Raw genomic sequence first — 17,286 nt, forward strand, 5'->3', positions numbered from 1 at the left:
AGTATTAAATGATAACTATAGACTATCAGTAGTATATAAAAAAGCATTATACAGTTATCGCTATAGATTGTAGTCTCTAACCCAAACTAGAAAGCCAGTTAACATTAAAGCACGAATGGCAGTCTAGATAATTTGATATAGCTAAAAAAAGACTGATAACCATAAGGAAAAAATAGATGACCACAATTACCTCAATCGAAGTTCGAGATATTCGCTTTCCCACTTCACGCTCGCTAGACGGCTCTGATGCAATGAATGAGGCTCCAGATTATTCAGCAACCTATGTCACATTGCACACTGACTCTGCTTCTGGCCTTGAAGGGCATGGCTTTACGTTCACGATTGGTCGCGGTAATGAAATTTGCGTAGCTGCAGTCAAATCTTTAGCTCCTATGATCGTGGGACGCTCCCTCACTTCAATCACTGACGATATGGGTGGGTTCTGGCGCTATATGACCACCAGTGATAGTCAATTGCGTTGGCTTGGGCCAGACAGGGGGGTGATCCATATGGCCACAGCAGCCATAGTCAACGCAGTGTGGGACCTGTGGGCTAAGACCGAAAAAAAACCACTTTGGAAAATGCTTGCTGACATGACCCCTGAGCAGTTGGTCAAGTGTCTCGACTTCCGCTTTGTGACTGATGCGCTGACACCGAAAGAAGCGCTGGGGTTATTGAAACGTCGGGAGAGTGGTAAGGCGCAACGAACGCAGGATCTGCTAGCAAAGGGTTATCCGGGCTATACAACCACACCTGGCTGGATGGGTTATTCAGACGAGAAAGTGCAGCGTTTAGCTCAGGAAGCTCTCGCCGAGGGATGGACACATTTTAAACAAAAAGTGGGGGGGGATTTGGACGATGATATACGTCGTGCTCAGGTCTTACGTGAAGCGATTGGTTGGGAAAACTCTCTGATGATGGATGCCAATCAGATGTGGGATGTCGACCAAGCGATCGTTGCGATGCGCAATCTGGCAGAATTTGATCCTATGTGGATTGAAGAACCGACTAACCCTGATGACATACTTGGTCATGCTGAAATCCGTCGTAGGCTCGATAATATCGGTGTCGCAACTGGCGAGCACTGCTCAAATCGCGTCATGTTTAAACAGCTGTTTCAAGCCAATGCGATTGACTATTGCCAACTTGACTGTGCTCGATTGGGTGGCGTCAACGAAGTCTTAGTGGTGTTGTTGTTGGCAGCAAAATTTGATGTACCTGTTTGCCCTCATGGCGGCGGAGTCGGCTTGTGTGAAATGACTCAGCACATCTCAATGTTTGACTACATCGCAGTGTCTGGTTCGCTGGATGGGCGATTTTTGGAATATGTAGACCACCTACACGAGCACTTTATTGATCCAGTTATAATCCAAAAAGGTCATTATCAAGTGCCGCAAATGCCAGGCTATAGCACATCCATACACCCTGAATCTCTGGCGTATCATGTCTTCCCCTCGGGGGAGGCATGGCAAGAATAGAGGTTATGGAATATATACTGAAACTAACTATTCATTGCCTATCCCATATTTAATAAAACCGATTCATAGTCGCGGACGAATGACACTCCAGATAATCCGATATACAGGGGCAATTTGTTCTAGAAGCTCGGGCTATAAGTTAATTGGATTTGCCCCGCAATCTAGATAAAACGTAAAAATTTCTCAAGTAAAAAATTAAAGTATTTTAAAATCAATAAGTTAAGATTTAAATAAAATTAAAATATTCCAGAATATAGGCTATTCGGGCATAGAACAAATTGCCCCTGATCCGATATAGCTTACAAAAGACAAATGACCACAAGGAAAACCAGATGATTGATTTGATTGACCGTTTTTTACCACATGACCTTCCTCAGGCCCTGTTACTAGGCCGTGTGCAGTTACCAGGGACAGGACCCTGTATAGTGATGGTAAAAAAGGGCGAGGTATTTGATATCACCTCTTATGTCAGCACGACTGCAGAGCTATTCAATCGGACTGACGTCCACAGCTTTCTTAGTGGAATTAAAGAACCCCTATCTCTTGGCCCTGTCACTCAATTGATTAAAAACAGCCTGAGTCCAGAAGCATCTTCAAACAAACTTCACCTACTGGCTCCAGTGGATTTTCAGTCGATCAAAGCCTGTGGGGTAACTTTTGCGACCAGCATGATTGAACGTGTTGTTGAAGAACGGTGCCTGGGGGACGCCTCCAAAGCTGCCGAAATGCGACAGTTAATCGAGCAACAATCCGGAACCGATATTGGAAGTGTAAAGCCGGGCTCCAGCGCTGCTCAGAAAGTGAAGAAAAGTCTTCTTGAAAAAGGTCTATGGTCACAATACATGGAAGTTGGTCTCGGCCCTGACGCAGAAGTATTCACCAAAAGTCAGGCTATGTCGGCAGTTGGATTTGGCAGCGAAGCAGGCTTGCACCCGCGCTCCGATTGGAATAACCCAGAACCTGAGGTTGTTGTAATTGTAAACAATCGAGGTCAAATTTTAGGAGCAACGCTGGGTAATGATGTCAACTTGCGTGATTTTGAGGGCCGCAGCGCTTTACTGCTCGGGAAAGCCAAAGATAACAACGGATCGTGCGTTATAGGGCCTTTTATCCGCATGTTCGATAACACATTCAACCTGGATGACATTCGTTCTGCTCAAATCTCTGTCGAGGTAACTGGTAAGGATGGATTCCACATGCAAGCCGCTAGCGACATGAGTCAGATCAGCCGTGATGTCACTGAATTAGTCGAGCAAACATATAGCCCGTCGCACCAATACCCTGATGGTTTTGCTCTATTTCTAGGCACTCTCTTTGCCCCTGTACAAGACCGCGATCATCAAGGGCAGGGTTTCACTCATAAGCTCGGAGATGTAGTCGAAATTTGCTCACCAAAACTTGGCGGCCTGCATAACCGTATCAACCACAGCGACAAGATCCCTCAGTGGAGCTTCGGCATCCTAGAATTAATCAAAAATTTAAAGCAGCGCCAACTACTGTAAGAACGCTCTGCCTCCACCATAGTTGCTTAATGATCGACGCGAAATTGCGCTGTAGTCATTTTGGCAGTCTATCATGGCTTAACAGTGCTATTAAATTTTTCGAATGATGAAGGATCACGCTCACTTAGTGAACAACAACTAAACAGAATAGTACCCACACGGTAAAACGGAGTTTTATGATGAAAATTACAGGTGACATGATAATCGGTTCCAAAGCAATAAAAGGGCATGGTAATTCCATTCATGCGATCAACCCTAAGACCGGAGAGCAGTTGAATCCAGCGTTTGGCAGCGGTGGCCAGAGTGAGGTAGATCAAGCTTGCGCTCTAGCCTGGAGTGCTTTTGATATATATAGAGCCATTGGATTGGAGGCTCGCGCTACGTTTCTAGAGACTATAGCCGACCAAATTATGGGATTGGGAGAAATATTAGTCGAACGAGCCATAGCGGAAAGTGGTTTGCCGCGCATGCGTATCGAAGGCGAGCGAGGTCGTACTGTCAACCAAATCCGGCTATTTGCGTCTGTCGTTAGAGCTGGAAATTGGTTAGATGCTCGTATTGATAAGACTCTTCCAGAGCGAACTCCGCCTCGCTCTGATTTACGTTTAAGCCATGTAGCACTTGGTCCCGTCGCCGTATTTGGTGCCAGTAATTTTCCACTAGCATTCTCAGTTGCTGGCGGTGATACCGCTTCAGCACTGGCGGCAGGTTGTCCAGTAGTCGTTAAAGCACACTCTGCACACCCAGGTATCTCTGAGCTTATTGGCCGGGCGATTCAACAGGCAGTTGCAGATTGCGGTCTTCCAGAAGGCGTATTTTCGATGTTGTATGGATCGGGTATTGAAGTGGGAACGCATCTTGTAGCGCACCCGTCGATCAAAGCAGTCGGCTTCACTGGTTCTCGAAACGGTGGCACTGCGCTGATGAAGGTTGCTTTCAACCGTCCTGAGCCAATACCTGTCTATGCAGAAATGAGCAGTATAAACCCAGTATTCCTCTTACCTTATGCTCTTCAGCAACGGGGTGAGTCGATTGCTAAAAACTTTGCGGGATCACTGACCATCGGTGCAGGTCAATTATGCACCAGCCCTGGATTAGTGATCGCCGTTGATGGCCCCGAGTTGGATCAGTTTATCGCAACTAGCAAGACAGAGCTGGCTAAAATCTCAGCACAAACGATGTTAACGCCTGGTATCCATAAGGCATACTGTAACGGTGCAAACAAACTGAAAAACCACCCGATGGTGACTAAAATCGCATCGGGAAGCACTGGCTGTGGTGAAAATCAAGGAAAGTCTGGCCTTTATGTGACCTCTGCAAAAGATTTTCTTACTCATGAAGAGTTGAGTGTTGAGGTCTTTGGTTCAACCTCCCTTCTGGTCAAGTGCAAAACCTCTGTACAAATGCTTGAGGTAGCCGAACATCTCGAAGGGCAACTGACCGCTACACTTCAAATGGATGAGTCTGATGTTGCTTTAGCTCGGCAGCTAATGCCGACACTGGAGCGTAAGGCAGGGAGAATTATTTGTAATGGATATCCAACCGGCGTAGAAGTGTGCCACTCGATGGTTCATGGTGGTCCTTTTCCTTCAACATCTGATTGTCGGACCACGTCCGTGGGGAGCGCTTCGATATTGCGATTCTTGCGCCCAGTCTGTTATCAAGATCTGCCTGAATCACTGCTGCCTCAGGCACTTCACAACAGTAATCCTCTTCAGCTCCGCCGTCTTATTAATGGCCATGACGAAGTGAACTAAATTGAAGGAGGGGGCTCTTGGCTATATATAATACCTCCCTCCTACATCAAAGAGGATTTGAAAACTTAAGGAGCTCCTTTTACTTTTTATGCGAATTTTTTTCGCCTGTACTCCCCACCTGCACCGATAAAACCGATAATACTATGACCTTGGTAGATAAATAGGTTTTATCGGTGTAAATGGGGACGACGGGTTATTTTTCGTTTCTATTCATTGCAGTAAATAGGATGTTTAAAATAGTCCGTTGCCGGCCTGGTGGTGCCACTGACTATCTTCTGTAAGTGGCCATGTTCGCATAGACTATCTAGGGCCTCATGGATTTGGTCCATCGTTGTCAGACCATGCCAATTACGGGTATTAATCGCACCTATACGGAACGGGTTAGGCATATCATGCAAGCGCTTCTGCAATGCCTTGGCGCTACCTATAGGACCGTCTGCAAGAGCGTACACACGCCTAGCGTGGCTTTCTAAGTAATCACACCAAGCCAAGGCTTTCTTGGCCGACTGTATGCCAATATCACCCCCTGGGCTTGAGTCTACCGCGTGGATAATTAAGGCCAGGCTAGGGAACAAAGATACATATTTAGCAAGGTGTGATTCTAGCTGTGGGGTTAGCGTCCCACTTCTAACTAACTTTTGATTATTGTCGTACCACGTATTAAATAACTTCTGTGCCTCTGCGGTGAACCGCTGAATGGTAGGGTCGTTTAGCTCTCCTGGTAGGTCATCCAGCATGGCAAATATTGAGGTAGCATTCCTTAGTGCTTCTTCATTAGGTGGCCTATCAACATGCTTGTATGGCTGGGGGTCTGGGTAGACCATAAGTTGAAACCGCTCAATTAGACCATCATCCCCTTTGCCTTCTTTCTGGGCTGTTAGGTAAGGTATTAACTTCCCAGGTTGGATGCCTCCCATTAAGCTCAATGTGGCGCTCTCTATTCGCTGTGTGCCTCTTCCTATACGGTCATAGGTAAAGCTGCCAGTACCAGACCAACACTCCAGGTAAAAAGCCCTATCGCTCGCTCGGTCTGGTTTATCCAACGTATTAAGCCAGCCAGTCAACTCATCTCGGAATAATAGAACTCCCATAGGGTTACTTCCCAATAATTCGCCTAGCTTCTCCACTGTGGCATCATTCACAATAAACCGTTTGCACGCTGGCGGCTGCATAGGTTCCAAGGCTAAAGACTGTAAAAAAGCCTTTTCGCCTTCTTCCTGCTTGCCTTTCTCAATCTGGATTTTTAACTTCTTTTCGTTGGCCTTCAACGACACCTTGGCCACTTTGACTTGCTGACTATATTTGCCCATTGCTATACCATGCTTTTGAAATTCCTCAGATTCAAACGTATGTAATGGGGCCATGGCTGATGTTAGAGAAGGTGTTTTTTTAGCTGATGGACGACCAATAGCTGCACCCCATAGATTAGGGACCACAAGCCATGTGTCATGCTGCTTAGGTAATATGGATAGCTTGCGCCCAATAAGAGTGGCTAGGGCTACCATAACGCCCACGGCTACATAATCCGGTGATGAATTATCCATCCGTTCTGCTATGTCGGTTATGTAATCGCGCATACTGTCAGGCAACATTGCAGGGTCTAATGGCTTTACTGGCAATAGCTCTGCCTTTAATCCCTTCGGTTGGTCCCAGGTTAATGATTCGGCTACCCCTTGCGAAATACTCCCCTGGGCTTCTGGTGCGTTCCTGGGGTTGGCCTTGCCTGCCTTAAACCCACTGGCTAACGTCTTGGCTATTTCTTCGGTAGGTAAGCCGCTTTGTTTCGCTGCCTGGGTTAGGTAATTAAGTGCTAAATCACTTTCTATTGCACCCCCAGCGACTAACTGTCCAATATTAAAGCACGACTTATTAAGTAGGTCGTTTCTAGTGCCCTGTGGGGCGCTCACAATGGCCTGGCACTCTCGCTCTAAGGCTTTCATGCCATAGGGGGAGGGGTCGTTAACGGCCGGTATAGAGGCGTTAAAATCCAACTTCGTATTAGCTGTTTTTTTTGCGGCTGCTTTGTTCGCTTTATCCTCGGTGAGTAAATCAAATACCCAATTTGGTAACTCTGGGCAATTAACTAAGCTCTCATTGTTTTCGAGTGTATAGACTTCACCGCTTAGATGATTAGACGGTGGCGCCACTGCATAGCCACCATTGGAGCGAATATCAAATCCCATAGATTTATTTGTACTGTTAGAAATACCTCGGCTTTTGGGGTATGAAAAATAAAGGTGGAACCCTTTCCCAGTTGTGACTTTCGGACACGTGGGTGCTTTATATCCGTGGTTATCTAACAGTTCGTTCCACTTAGCAGGGTCATCTACATCGACGACCACTAAGTTATATTTTTCCCCAGTGGCTATGCCGATGTTACGAGGTGTAGTGCCTTGTGGGCTTCCCCATGCACCCTGTATTTTCTCCAGGTCTGTGGTGGCGTCTTTTGAACCATGATAAAAATTGGGGCAATTAGCCGGGGCTTTACCTAGTCCGTCATTCTCTTTTTCGCTGAGTTCGCCGTGGGGCTTATCGGTGGTCGGCGTTAAAACTGGAATAATACTAATGCCTTGTGCTGCATATTGCCTGGCAGCATCTAGCATGGATTGCGCATTCGTCTGATACTTTGGGCTAATCATTAGTTGCTCCCCTGCATGCGCATAAAATACAAACGCTGTCTCATAGTTATAGAGCCACTTATTAAAGCACCTGGTTCGTCTATAATATTGTGGCCTTGGTCCCGAAGCTTTTCGACTATTGGAGCAAGATCAACAATATGCTGCTTGGCTGGACAATCACATTTGAAAATATGGAGTTGATCTATGTAACCTGTTTTTAGAACATGTAATATTGCATCCGGGACATGAATCAACTTACGACTCAAACTTATACAGGCATCCTGTTTTTCGACTAGTGATACATAAGGGGGAGAGCTAGGCTTGCGGCTAGTATGGGGTTTGTTATAATTATCACTGTCTAGGTGAATAGTGCTGCTTCCGTTGGGGGTGGCATTTTTCATTTATAACACCTCTCTAGTTGCTGTCTTCTGTTGGTTAGCGAACTGATCTATCCACTCATCCAAAATCATTCGGTCATAAATAACCTTGCGGCCTATTTTCCGGTAGGTGGGTGCTGGAACGCCAGCCAGCGTGCCAGTTACTCGTGATACCCTCATTGTGGATGAACCAAAACCTAAGTAACTTGCTGCGCCGTGAGTATCACAGTGCGGACTAGGGTATTTGGCAGGATTAAGGTGATGATTTTTTGAAATATTCATAGTCGTGACTCTTGGTTGATGACAACGACAATTAAATACAAATATCAGGTTGTTATTCAGTGAGAACTTGAAGAAATATATGGCAACTTCTCACTTGACGCTATTGCAGCCCATAATCTACAGGCGTGCAAAAGCCCCATAGATAGGCTGGATGAGGGCAAATGTACGATTATTTTTAGATGGAACCTAATATGGAACCAGATTTAATAATTAGCTCGCTATTAGTTTTTGAATTATAGCTAAGTAATTGATTTAAATGGCGCGCCAGGAGGGAGTCGAACCCCCGACCAACAGGATCGGAACCTGCTACTCTATCCAGCTGAGCTACTGGCGCATATTGCACAGCCCTGAAGAAACTTAGGGCGACTGCAAAGAAGCGGTATGATACGTGTGTTAGGGTTGAGGTTCAAGGCCTCTATTAAGGCATTTTTACTTGTTATAAGGAGGCTTTTTTAGCTATTTGTCCATCAGATGTTGGAGATTATACTTTGGCCCTTTCCCGTTTGGTTGTAATGCCGTTATAATACGTTTGAATTTTTTTAAGGTGGTCGGCGAATATGTCGTTTCACTTTCTTTCACTCTTTAGTATGAGGCATTTCACGTGATTAAATTTAAGCCTGCAGCCCTTTTCAGCCTTTTAGCTGGTGTTATTTTGAGTTTAGGTTCATTAACTGTTGTGGCTAACCACGACAGTGATGAAAGTATCGTTGAGCGCATTAGTTCGGTGGGTAGAATATGCATAGAGGGTGAAAGCTGTAAGGCACCCGTTGCTAAGGTTATAGAAGTTGCTGCCGGGCCAAAGACAGGTGAAGAAGTTTATGCCAGTGGTTGTGCTGCTTGTCACGATAGTGGTGCTGCTGGAGCACCTAAGTTCGGTGATGTTGCCGCTTGGTCACCTCGTATTGATAAGGGTATAGAGAAGTTATTTTCTAACGCTTGGTATGGCTACAAATCAATGCCCGCTAAAGGAATGTGTAAAAGGTGTTCTGAAGACGAAATTAAAGATGCTGTAATACATCTGGTTGATAGCTCTAAGTAGTTAGCGACAGGCCAAAAAAACCCGGCCTTAGCCGGGTTTTTTGTGCATGAATAAAAAGGAATATGCATTATGTCTGAATATATTAAGGGTATTTTGCTTACTTCTGTAGGTGTGCTGATACTAAGTATAGATGGTTTGTTAATTCGCTTAATTTCGGCAGATGCTTTTGATCTATTATTTTGGCGTGGGCTCTTGATGAGCGTTACCATTGCTGTTGTTCTTATGCTACAAAAGTCCACTAGCTCATGGTTACCAGTGGACGCAGCCTCTCTTAGGTCTTCTTTTTTTATGGTGGTATGCACCATTACTTTTGTGATGGCTATTAACTTGAGCAGTGTAGCCAATGTGCTAGTTATTATTAGTTCCCAGCCATTATTTGCTGCCGTGTTGGGGTGGGTGTTTTTACGTGAAATGCCTCAACCTGTGACTTGGGTCGCTATTGGTTTATCCATGTTAGGAATAGGCTGGGTGCTATCGGGTTCTTGGTCTGAGCCTAACTTTACAGGGGACTTACTGGCTTTAGTTTGCTGCATCGCTTTAGCTGCAAAGTTTGTTAATGATCGTGCAGTAAGTCACAGAGATATGACCCCTGCATTAATTTCAGCAGGCCTTATTACGGCTTTAGTGAGTTTTTTTGCTGGCAGCCCTATGGCATTGTCAGGCGATTCTTGGTGGTACATGGTGGCTTTGTGCCTGCTTGTGAGCCCGCTAGCCTTTGCTTTTATCACTATTGGCCCAATGCGTATACCTGCAGCAGAAGTGGGCATGTTGATGTTGCTGGAAACTGCTCTAGGGCCTCTTTGGGTATGGCTGGTTTTGAGTGAAGAGCCTAGCGCTACAGCCTTGCAAGGTGGCTCATTAGTGATAGCAACTTTGCTTCTCCACAGCTTATACCAGTGGCGCCGTAACCGGCTGCGAGTGGCTTAAAGGTCTGCAAACATGCCTTTGAGTCCGGCCAATGTGGCTTGGCCTTGGGCTACGTTTTTCTTAGGATCATCGTCACCTCGCCCTTGCCACTCTAGATCATCTGCAGGCAGTTCATCTAAAAAGCGGCTAGGCGAACACTCTATGAGTTCACCATATTGCTTACGCTTACGCGCTAATGTGATGGCTAAAGTGCGTTTGGCTCGGGTGATGCCTACATAGGCCAGACGTCGTTCTTCCTCTACATTGCCCTCATCTACTGCATTTCTGTGGGGCAACAACTCTTCTTCCATACCCATTAAAAAAACATGTGGGAACTCTAACCCTTTAGCTGAATGCAGGGTCATCATCTGCACCCTATCCGTTTCGTCTTCTTCCTCTTGTCGCTCTAACAAGTCCATCAGCACTAAGCGCGCTACAGCGTCCCCCATATCAGCACTATCGTTTTTCTCTACTGCTTTTTCTAAGGATGTTTGTAGAGAAGAAATGAGGGTTTCAACATTAGCCATCCGTTTCTCTGCCATTGGCGGGCCACTACTGGTCTGTAACAACCAATCTTGATATTCCATGTCACGTACCATTTGCCGCACACTGGCTATTGGGTCTTCCCGTTGAGATTTTTGTGATAGGTGCTCAATCCAGCCACCAAATTCTTTTACTCTTGTTAAGGCCGCGCCACTTATGAACTGCTCTAACCCAATTTCTTGGCATGACCGAATAAGGCTTTCACCACGCTGGTTGGCATAGTTCACAAGTTTTTCCAACGTTGCCGCGCCAATTTCCCGCCTTGGGGTATTCACAATTCGTAAAAAGGCGTTGTCGTCTGCAGGGTTTAATAGAATCTTTAGGTAGGCCATAATATCCTTCACCTCAGTACGAGAGAAAAAAGATTGCCCGCCGCTCATCTTGTAGGGCACTTTGTAGGACTGTAGTTTTAATTCCATTAACCGAGCTTGATGATTACTGCGGTATAAAATGGCAAAGTCTCTAAATTCAGCTTCGTTTTGTAATTGAAATTGCAGTATTTCAGTGGCAATACGTTCTGCTTCTGCATCTTCGTTGCGACAACTAATCACACGGACAGGGTCGCCAAATGCTTTATCACTCCACAACGCCTTACTGAATTCGTGAGGATTGTTGGCGATAAGTTGGTTGGCTACTTTTAGAATTCTGCCAGTTGAACGGTAGTTTTGTTCTAGCTTAACCACTTTTAAAGAGGGGAAGTCTGCCTGCAACTCGGCCAAGTTTTCTGGCCTTGCGCCACGCCATGCATAAATAGATTGGTCGTCATCACCCACCACGGTGAAGTTACTGCGATGTCCCACTAGCTGCTTCACTAATAAATACTGAGAACTATTAGTGTCTTGGTATTCGTCTACTAGCAAGTAGCGCACTTTGTTTTGCCACTTTTCTAAAATATCTGGACGAGCCTTAAATAGCTCAACCGGTTGCAGAATTAAATCATCGAAATCTACACCATTATAGAGCTTCAGTGTTTTTTGATAAGACTCATAAACCCTAGCCGCTAATGCTTGTTCTGGGCCATTGGCACCAGCCATAGCTCTAGCTGGGCTAATTAAATCATTTTTCCAATTAGAGATAAGGTGCTGAATCGGCTCACAAGCATCTTCTGCAGCTTCAAATTCTTTATGGGTAAGGTCTTTTAGCAACGCTAAGACGTCTTGGGAGTCGAAGATGGAAAAACCAGGCTTATAACCCAAAGCATTAACTTCTTTGCGAATAATATTAAGGCCTAAGTTATGAAAGGTAGACACTGTAAGGCCACGACCTTCTTTGCCTGTCATCAAATTTCCCACTCGTTCTTTCATCTCTCGAGCAGATTTATTGGTGAATGTTAGGGCAATAATTTGGTGCCCTTTAAGGCCACATTCAGCTATTAGGTAAGCAATTTTTTGGGTAATTACACTGGTTTTACCTGAACCAGCACCGGCTAGCACCAGAACGGGTCCAGTAATGGCTTCTAAAGCTTCTTGTTGGCGTGGATTAAGGCGGCTCACAGAATAATAACTCAGCATAAAGGTGTCAAAAATCAGTTGCGCATTATAGGTGTTTTTTAACTTGGATGCGCCCTATATTTGCTGGCTCTTGGTACTCAACATATCTAGCCTTCGGTAACTTAAGGCCTCTAGTAAATGGTTTTTTTGGATATGATCAACCGCCTCCAAGTCTGCAATTGTGCGTGCCACCCTAAGCACTTTATGAACCCCACGTGGAGAGAGTTTTAAGTTAGCAATAGCATTTGCTAGCAGCTGTTCATCAGCTGATTTAAGCATGGTATACCCCGTTAACATTGATGCCGAGAGTAGCCCATTGAGCCGGCCAGAGCGTTTAAGTTGGCGCTCTTGAGCCGTCAAAATACATTGCACAGCCTGGTGCGTGGAGACTCCACCTTTATGGGACATAAGTGCAGCTGCTGAAGGGCGTTGCACTGCAACTTGAAGGTCTATGCGGTCAAGCAGTGGGCCTGACAGGCGCTGCAGGTAGTTTGCCACCTTTGTCGGTGTACAGCGACAACTGTTGTGCTCGTCTCCATAGTAGCCACAAGGGCATGGGTTGGTGGCTGCAATTAATAGAAATTGAGCAGGCAGGGTGCTTTGGTAGGCCGCTCTTGATAAATGGATTTCTCCACTTTCTAATGGCTGCCGCAGGCTGTCTAGCACATGGCGTGGAAACTCTGCGAGCTCGTCTAAAAATAAAACGCCATGGTGTGCTTGGCTAATTTCTCCTGCCCTTGGCACTCGGCCACCACCCACTAAAGACACTGCAGATGCGCTGTGGTGTGGTGCTCGCCAAGGAGCTAGCAGCCATGTCTTTGGATTAAATAAACCCAAGCTGGAATTAATGGCCCCAAGTTCTAATGCTTGAGCTTCAGTTAGCGGTGCCAATAAGCCGTGCAGACGCTGAGCCAGCATCGTTTTACCAGTGCCAGGTGGTCCACACATCAATAGATTATGATGCCCAGCTGCAGCAATAATCAAAGCACGTTTAGCTTGCTCTTGGCCACGAACGTCTAACAACTCTGTACTTGGTAACTGTTCAATAAAGCGATCTGGACGTTTGGGCTGTTGTTGCTTTTCTGGGTAGTGAAGCCACTGACTAAGCTGGTTTAGGTGCGTTGGGCAAAGAACCCGGCTGGCTTTTGGCATCATCGCTTCTGCGGCATTATCTGGCGCTACTACCATAACTCTGTCGCATCTTTGGCACGCTAATGCAGCGCTCAATATGGCAGGGCAACGCCTGAGTTCAGAACTAAGGGCCAGTTCTGCTACAAACTCATACCCCTTAACTTCCTTCACAGGCAGCTGGCCACTAGCCGCCAAAAGCCCAATGGCGATAGCCAGATCAAAGCGACCCCCTTCTTTGGGTAAATCTGCAGGGGCAAGGTTTATAGTGATGCGTTTGGCAGGAAACTCAAAGCCAGCATTTATAATAGCGCTGCGCACGCGGTCTTTGCTTTCTCTTACGGCTGTTTCAGGCAAACCCACTATAGTTAGCGCAGGCAAACCACCACTTAAATGTGTTTCAACCCTCACTAGGGGGGCTTCTACTCCCACATAAGCGCGGCTATAAGTAAGTGCATAAGACATGGCCTTTTCCTTGGCAGGCTGCTACTAACAATAAGTCTAGCAGGTGATTGCCATGTTGTACTGACACTGCGCCCTGCATGCCCCAATTGAGTGCGCAAAAGTCTCATCATTGCGCCACTTTAGAGCTTACCAACAGATGAAACAGGCAAATAGTGGTTATTTGGCCATTTTTTGGCTAATAAAGTTGGCACAATCCCTGCAAAGTCCTATGCTAGGCGATACGCCATTTATAAATTATTAGTGCAAAGGAACTCCCAATGAAATTGGTTAGCGCAATCATTAAACCGTTTAAATTAGATGATGTTCGAGAAGCTCTTTCGGATATGGGCGTACAAGGCGTCACTGTTACTGAGGTGAAGGGCTTTGGCCGTCAAAAAGGCCACACTGAACTTTACCGTGGTGCTGAATATGTGGTCGATTTTTTACCTAAAGTGAAAATTGAAGCGGCCGTAGATGATGATCTGGTTGATCAAGTTATAGAAGCTATTAGCAATTCTGCCAATACGGGGAAAATTGGTGATGGCAAAATTTTTGTAGTCAACCTTGAGCAAGCTATTCGTATTCGCACAGGCGAAACAGGCCCAGAAGCGCTATAAAAGGAATTTTATTGCGCTAAAACCCTCATGTTTTTCATTATTTATAGCGCTTAAAAGTGTGTAGGGTTTAATGATTCCTATTTATCTTGTATATTAACTTATTAAACTTGTTGTAGATTAAAGTGTATTCACCTGAAGTAGCTTTGGAAAACATTAGAGAATAACTTAGGATCGGCTGCAACATAACAAGAGTTGACGAATCATCATGAAATACGCTGGTTTCCGAGGGGAGTTTATCCTTGGCTTAGTCGCTTGTGCGGCAGTCTTAGGAGTTGCTTTATATATGGAATTTGCCATGGGCTTAGACCCATGCATGCTATGCATGAGTCAACGTTTCGTCTACTTGGCCATTGCCTTTGTTTTCATGATGGCAGCCTTGCATAACCCCTATTTTGGTGGTCACAAGCGTTACGGTTTTTTACTTTTTGTACTTAGTTTAGTGGGCATGGCGCTCGCAACTCGCCAACTTTACTTACAAAGCCTGCCAGCAGATCTGGTTCCCGCTTGTGGCCCAGGCTTTAGCTATATGGTTGATGCATTTCCATTTACCGAAGTTTTAATCACCATGATTAAAGGTTCAGGGTCTTGTGCAGAAGTACAGTGGAGCTTTTTAGGGTTATCCATTGCGGGGTGGAGCTTGGTATTATTTGCGATGCTAGCACTTTATTGCTTACGCTTGACCATAGTTCGTACAAAAATTTTACTGGTTTAAAGCCACCACGCCAAGCCTTGTAGAACCAAGGCTGCCATTACCCCAGCAATCACATCGTCTAGCATGATGCCAAGGCCACCTGATATTTTTTTGTCTATCCAACTGATAGGCCATGGCTTAATAATGTCGAAAAAACGAAACAGCACAAACCCAACTAACACCCATATCCAGCCTACTGGTGCTGCGATCATGGTAATCCAAAAACCTACAAACTCATCCCAAACAATGCCACCATGATCATGCACTCCTAAATCTTCTGCTGTTTTACCACATAGATAAATACCCATGACACTGGTGACTAGAATCATCAGTAAATAGTAATCCAAACTTAATTGCGATAAGGGCCAATAAAATAAAACGGCAGCTATAGTACCAAAGGTACCTGGGGCTTTTGGTGCAGCACCACTGCCAAAACCAAAAGCTAACAAGTGCACTGGGTTTAACCAATTGGGTTTTACATTAACTGCTTTCATGGCGCAATTCCTTAAAAATGTTGGTAGCCTTGAGGGGGCGTAAACGGGCCTTCGTCGCCATGCCAGACCCTACAACCCAACTCAGCACTGGTATGGCCAATTACTGTAAGAGGAATACTGTGGGACTTTGAGTAGGCTTGTGCATCGTCGATAAGACACGCTGGTAAGGTAAAGCAAAGCTCAAAATCCTCTCCCCCACTAAGCGCATAGTCACGTGCCTGACTTACTGAGACATGGGCAAGCAATTCATCAGACAAGGGCAAATTTTGTGTATTTAGATCTGCACCACAACCACTGGCTGTAAGAATATGACCTAAGTCCTGCACTAGACCATCTGAGATATCTAAGCAGGCCGTTGCCTTGCGCCTTAACCACTGACCAAGAGCTATGCGGGGAGTTGGGTTCCAATACCGCTTACTCAAAGGATCTGCGCCACTACGTTGCCTCTGCATCAACTGCAACCCAGCTGCTGAGTCACCCAAGGTACCAGACACCATAATAACGTCGCCTATTTGAGCACCACTGCGGGTTATCGCCTGGCCAACAGGTACATAACCCATCGCATGGATACTGATACTTAACGGCCCTTTGGTGGTATCACCACCGGCTAAACTAATAGCACATGACTGGGCTTGGGCAGCCAAACCTTCACTAAAACTGTTAACCCACAATGTAGTTGCACTAGGCATAGTGATGCACAGATTGAACCACGCAGGAGTAGCTCCCATTGCGGCTAGGTCGCTAACACTGGCAGCCAAACACCGCTGTGCTATTTGATTAGCAGCCATATCGGCAAAAAAGTGCACGCCCGAGACAAAGGTGTCGCTGCTAATGGCTAATTGGTGTTTAAAGGGGATTTGGAGTAAAGCACAATCATCTCCTGGACCAAGGGCCATAGGCAGCCCAGGTCGAAGTTCTGGGCGGTTAAAGTAGCGTTTGATTAGATCAAATTCGCCCATGGTCGTCATAGACTGTAACTAGCGAGCGCTAGTATTTTGTTTTGCGGCAATTTCTACCGAACGATGGTTTAGTGCAACCTTGTCTAAAATACTGTTAACGTACTTGTGCCCATCGGTGGCGCCAAATACTTTACCCAGCTCAATGCATTCGTTGATGACAACACGGTAAGGCACCGTCACTGAATCACTTAATTCATAAGCGCCCATACGCAATACGTTAAGCTCAATTGGGTCTAAGTCGCTTAGCTTACGATCTAAGAATTCTTCAATCATTACATCAAGGCTTTCTCGTTGTGCGGCAACACCACGCAAAAGTTGACCAAACATGCGTTTGTCTGCATGTTTAAAGTCTTGGTCAACTAAAAATTCAGCCTGCACATCCACAGCGCTCGCACCACTCATATGCATTTGATACAAAGCCTGGAGAGCTAATTCTCTGGCTGCACGACGACGGTCTGGACGACCTTTATTTGCGCTCATTTATGCCTCTAACTGACGTAACAAGCTAACCATTTCAAGAGCAGACATGGCCGCCTCTTCGCCTTTGTTACCGGCTTTTGTGCCACAGCGCTCAATAGCTTGCTCTATAGAGTTAACCGTTAATACACCGTTTGCAACCGGGATACCGTGATCCATACCTACCTTGGAAATACCAGAAGAGGCTTCACCCGACACGTATTCAAAATGAGGCGTGCCGCCACGGATCACTGCACCAAGGGCAATAATCGCGTCATCCTTGCCTTGTTGGGCAATCTTTTGCGCCACAAGTGGGATTTCAAAAGCACCAGGCACTCGCACAACACGGATCTTATCCGCGTCAACACCATGGCGCTTTAGCGTGTCTAGAGCGCCTTCAACAAGGCTCTCTACTACAAATGCATTAAAACGGCCAACAACAAGAGTGTAGTGGCCATTGGCATCGTTAAAACGACCTTCAATGTGTGTTACAGACATATATTTT

At 45.8% G+C, this 17,286-nt stretch carries 16 protein-coding genes and 1 tRNA gene; 7 read left to right on the forward strand and 10 right to left on the reverse strand.

Annotated features, from left to right (window positions below; translation table 11 throughout):
* Positions 1-176 precede the first annotated feature (176 nt).
* The 3 genes from ABXT60_RS13725 (at position 177) to ABXT60_RS13735 (ending at position 4,737) form a co-directional block, all read left to right on the forward strand.
* Positions 177-1,478: an L-fuconate dehydratase gene (locus ABXT60_RS13725; RefSeq protein WP_443630659.1), complete on the forward strand. Its 1,302-nt coding sequence runs from the start codon at positions 177-179 to the stop codon at positions 1,476-1,478.
* A 332-nt stretch (positions 1,479-1,810) separates the two neighbouring features.
* Positions 1,811-2,980 carry a fumarylacetoacetate hydrolase family protein gene (locus tag ABXT60_RS13730; RefSeq protein WP_443630660.1) on the forward strand — a complete coding sequence of 390 codons (1,170 nt, stop codon included), beginning with the start codon at positions 1,811-1,813 and terminating at the stop codon, positions 2,978-2,980.
* 179 nt (positions 2,981-3,159) lie between these two features.
* The gene (locus tag ABXT60_RS13735) at positions 3,160-4,737 is read left to right on the forward strand and encodes an aldehyde dehydrogenase (NADP(+)) (RefSeq protein WP_443632115.1); all 1,578 of its coding nucleotides are present in this window, start codon (positions 3,160-3,162) and stop codon (positions 4,735-4,737) included.
* A gap of 206 nt (positions 4,738-4,943) precedes the next feature.
* Here the strand turns inward: ABXT60_RS13735 and ABXT60_RS13740 are convergent, their stop codons facing one another.
* The 4 genes from ABXT60_RS13740 to ABXT60_RS13755 form a co-directional block, all read right to left on the reverse strand.
* The gene (locus ABXT60_RS13740; RefSeq protein WP_443630661.1) at positions 4,944-7,376 is read right to left on the reverse strand and encodes a DUF3987 domain-containing protein; all 2,433 of its coding nucleotides are present in this window, start codon (positions 7,374-7,376) and stop codon (positions 4,944-4,946) included.
* Positions 7,376-7,756, reverse strand: coding sequence for a hypothetical protein (locus ABXT60_RS13745; RefSeq protein WP_443630662.1), 381 nt, complete (start codon positions 7,754-7,756; stop codon positions 7,376-7,378). The genes ABXT60_RS13740 and ABXT60_RS13745 overlap by 1 nt, the downstream gene beginning before the upstream one ends.
* Positions 7,757-8,014 carry a hypothetical protein gene (locus ABXT60_RS13750; protein ID WP_443630663.1) on the reverse strand — a complete coding sequence of 86 codons (258 nt, stop codon included), beginning with the start codon at positions 8,012-8,014 and terminating at the stop codon, positions 7,757-7,759. It lies immediately after the preceding gene.
* Between the two features lie 257 nt (positions 8,015-8,271).
* Positions 8,272-8,348: transfer RNA gene (locus tag ABXT60_RS13755), tRNA-Arg, on the reverse strand.
* Between the two features lie 267 nt (positions 8,349-8,615).
* Here ABXT60_RS13755 and ABXT60_RS13760 point away from each other — a divergent pair.
* Positions 8,616-9,053, forward strand: a complete 438-nt coding sequence (locus tag ABXT60_RS13760) for a c-type cytochrome (protein ID WP_443630664.1) — start codon at positions 8,616-8,618, stop codon at positions 9,051-9,053.
* A 69-nt stretch (positions 9,054-9,122) separates the two neighbouring features.
* Entirely contained in the window at positions 9,123-9,980 is an 858-nt protein-coding gene (locus ABXT60_RS13765) for a DMT family transporter (protein ID WP_443630665.1), read from the forward strand.
* Here ABXT60_RS13765 and rep read toward each other — a convergent pair.
* Both rep and ABXT60_RS13775 read right to left on the reverse strand, forming a co-directional pair.
* The gene (rep, locus tag ABXT60_RS13770; RefSeq protein ID WP_443630666.1) at positions 9,977-12,013 is read right to left on the reverse strand and encodes a DNA helicase Rep; all 2,037 of its coding nucleotides are present in this window, start codon (positions 12,011-12,013) and stop codon (positions 9,977-9,979) included. The genes ABXT60_RS13765 and rep overlap by 4 nt on opposite strands.
* Positions 12,014-12,067: 54 nt before the next feature.
* On the reverse strand, positions 12,068-13,585 hold the full coding sequence (locus ABXT60_RS13775) for a YifB family Mg chelatase-like AAA ATPase (RefSeq protein WP_443630667.1): 1,518 nt from the start codon (positions 13,583-13,585) through the stop codon (positions 12,068-12,070).
* Between the two features lie 257 nt (positions 13,586-13,842).
* On the opposite strand from ABXT60_RS13775, the gene glnK reads away from it, so the two are divergent.
* Both glnK and ABXT60_RS13785 read left to right on the forward strand, forming a co-directional pair.
* Positions 13,843-14,181 carry a P-II family nitrogen regulator gene (gene glnK, locus ABXT60_RS13780; protein ID WP_443630668.1) on the forward strand — a complete coding sequence of 113 codons (339 nt, stop codon included), beginning with the start codon at positions 13,843-13,845 and terminating at the stop codon, positions 14,179-14,181.
* A 205-nt stretch (positions 14,182-14,386) separates the two neighbouring features.
* Positions 14,387-14,893 (forward strand): disulfide bond formation protein B, encoded by a 507-nt coding sequence (locus ABXT60_RS13785; protein WP_443630669.1) that lies wholly within the window; start codon positions 14,387-14,389, stop codon positions 14,891-14,893.
* On the opposite strand, the gene ABXT60_RS13790 is transcribed toward ABXT60_RS13785, so the two are convergent.
* From ABXT60_RS13790 to ribH, 4 genes are read right to left on the reverse strand one after another with little or no spacing between them, the layout of a single operon-like run.
* Positions 14,890-15,366 (reverse strand): phosphatidylglycerophosphatase A family protein, encoded by a 477-nt coding sequence (locus tag ABXT60_RS13790; RefSeq protein ID WP_443630670.1) that lies wholly within the window; start codon positions 15,364-15,366, stop codon positions 14,890-14,892. The two genes, ABXT60_RS13785 and ABXT60_RS13790, sit on opposite strands and share 4 nt — an antisense overlap.
* Positions 15,367-15,377: 11 nt before the next feature.
* Positions 15,378-16,334, reverse strand: a complete 957-nt coding sequence (thiL, locus tag ABXT60_RS13795; protein ID WP_443630671.1) for a thiamine-phosphate kinase — start codon at positions 16,332-16,334, stop codon at positions 15,378-15,380.
* Between the two features lie 9 nt (positions 16,335-16,343).
* Positions 16,344-16,805 (reverse strand): transcription antitermination factor NusB, encoded by a 462-nt coding sequence (gene nusB, locus ABXT60_RS13800; RefSeq protein ID WP_443630672.1) that lies wholly within the window; start codon positions 16,803-16,805, stop codon positions 16,344-16,346.
* Positions 16,806-17,279 carry a 6,7-dimethyl-8-ribityllumazine synthase gene (gene ribH / locus ABXT60_RS13805; protein ID WP_443630673.1) on the reverse strand — a complete coding sequence of 158 codons (474 nt, stop codon included), beginning with the start codon at positions 17,277-17,279 and terminating at the stop codon, positions 16,806-16,808.
* Between the last annotated feature and the right edge of the window lie 7 nt (positions 17,280-17,286).

It is taken from the genome of Candidatus Njordibacter sp. Uisw_056, from assembly GCF_047730085.1.
In the GTDB taxonomy this organism is placed as follows: Bacteria; Pseudomonadota; Gammaproteobacteria; order Pseudomonadales; family Balneatricaceae; genus Njordibacter.

Excerpts from the sequence above, each read along its gene's own strand:
- ABXT60_RS13730 (WP_443630660.1), top strand. The coding sequence starts at position 1,811 with ATGATTGATTTGATTGACCGTTTTTTACCACATGACCTTCCTCAGGCC.
- ABXT60_RS13775 (WP_443630667.1), bottom strand. The coding sequence starts at position 13,585 with ATGTCTTATGCACTTACTTATAGCCGCGCTTATGTGGGAGTAGAAGCC.
- ABXT60_RS13750 (WP_443630663.1), bottom strand. The coding sequence starts at position 8,014 with ATGAATATTTCAAAAAATCATCACCTTAATCCTGCCAAATACCCTAGT.
- ribH (WP_443630673.1), bottom strand. The coding sequence starts at position 17,279 with ATGTCTGTAACACACATTGAAGGTCGTTTTAACGATGCCAATGGCCAC.
- glnK (WP_443630668.1), top strand. The coding sequence starts at position 13,843 with ATGAAATTGGTTAGCGCAATCATTAAACCGTTTAAATTAGATGATGTT.
- ABXT60_RS13745 (WP_443630662.1), bottom strand. The coding sequence starts at position 7,756 with ATGAAAAATGCCACCCCCAACGGAAGCAGCACTATTCACCTAGACAGT.
- ABXT60_RS13740 (WP_443630661.1), bottom strand. The coding sequence starts at position 7,376 with ATGATTAGCCCAAAGTATCAGACGAATGCGCAATCCATGCTAGATGCT.
- ABXT60_RS13785 (WP_443630669.1), top strand. The coding sequence starts at position 14,387 with ATGAAATACGCTGGTTTCCGAGGGGAGTTTATCCTTGGCTTAGTCGCT.
- thiL (WP_443630671.1), bottom strand. The coding sequence starts at position 16,334 with ATGACGACCATGGGCGAATTTGATCTAATCAAACGCTACTTTAACCGC.
- nusB (WP_443630672.1), bottom strand. The coding sequence starts at position 16,805 with ATGAGCGCAAATAAAGGTCGTCCAGACCGTCGTCGTGCAGCCAGAGAA.
- rep (WP_443630666.1), bottom strand. The coding sequence starts at position 12,013 with ATGCTGAGTTATTATTCTGTGAGCCGCCTTAATCCACGCCAACAAGAA.
- ABXT60_RS13790 (WP_443630670.1), bottom strand. The coding sequence starts at position 15,366 with ATGAAAGCAGTTAATGTAAAACCCAATTGGTTAAACCCAGTGCACTTG.
- ABXT60_RS13735 (WP_443632115.1), top strand. The coding sequence starts at position 3,160 with ATGAAAATTACAGGTGACATGATAATCGGTTCCAAAGCAATAAAAGGG.
- ABXT60_RS13725 (WP_443630659.1), top strand. The coding sequence starts at position 177 with ATGACCACAATTACCTCAATCGAAGTTCGAGATATTCGCTTTCCCACT.
- ABXT60_RS13765 (WP_443630665.1), top strand. The coding sequence starts at position 9,123 with ATGTCTGAATATATTAAGGGTATTTTGCTTACTTCTGTAGGTGTGCTG.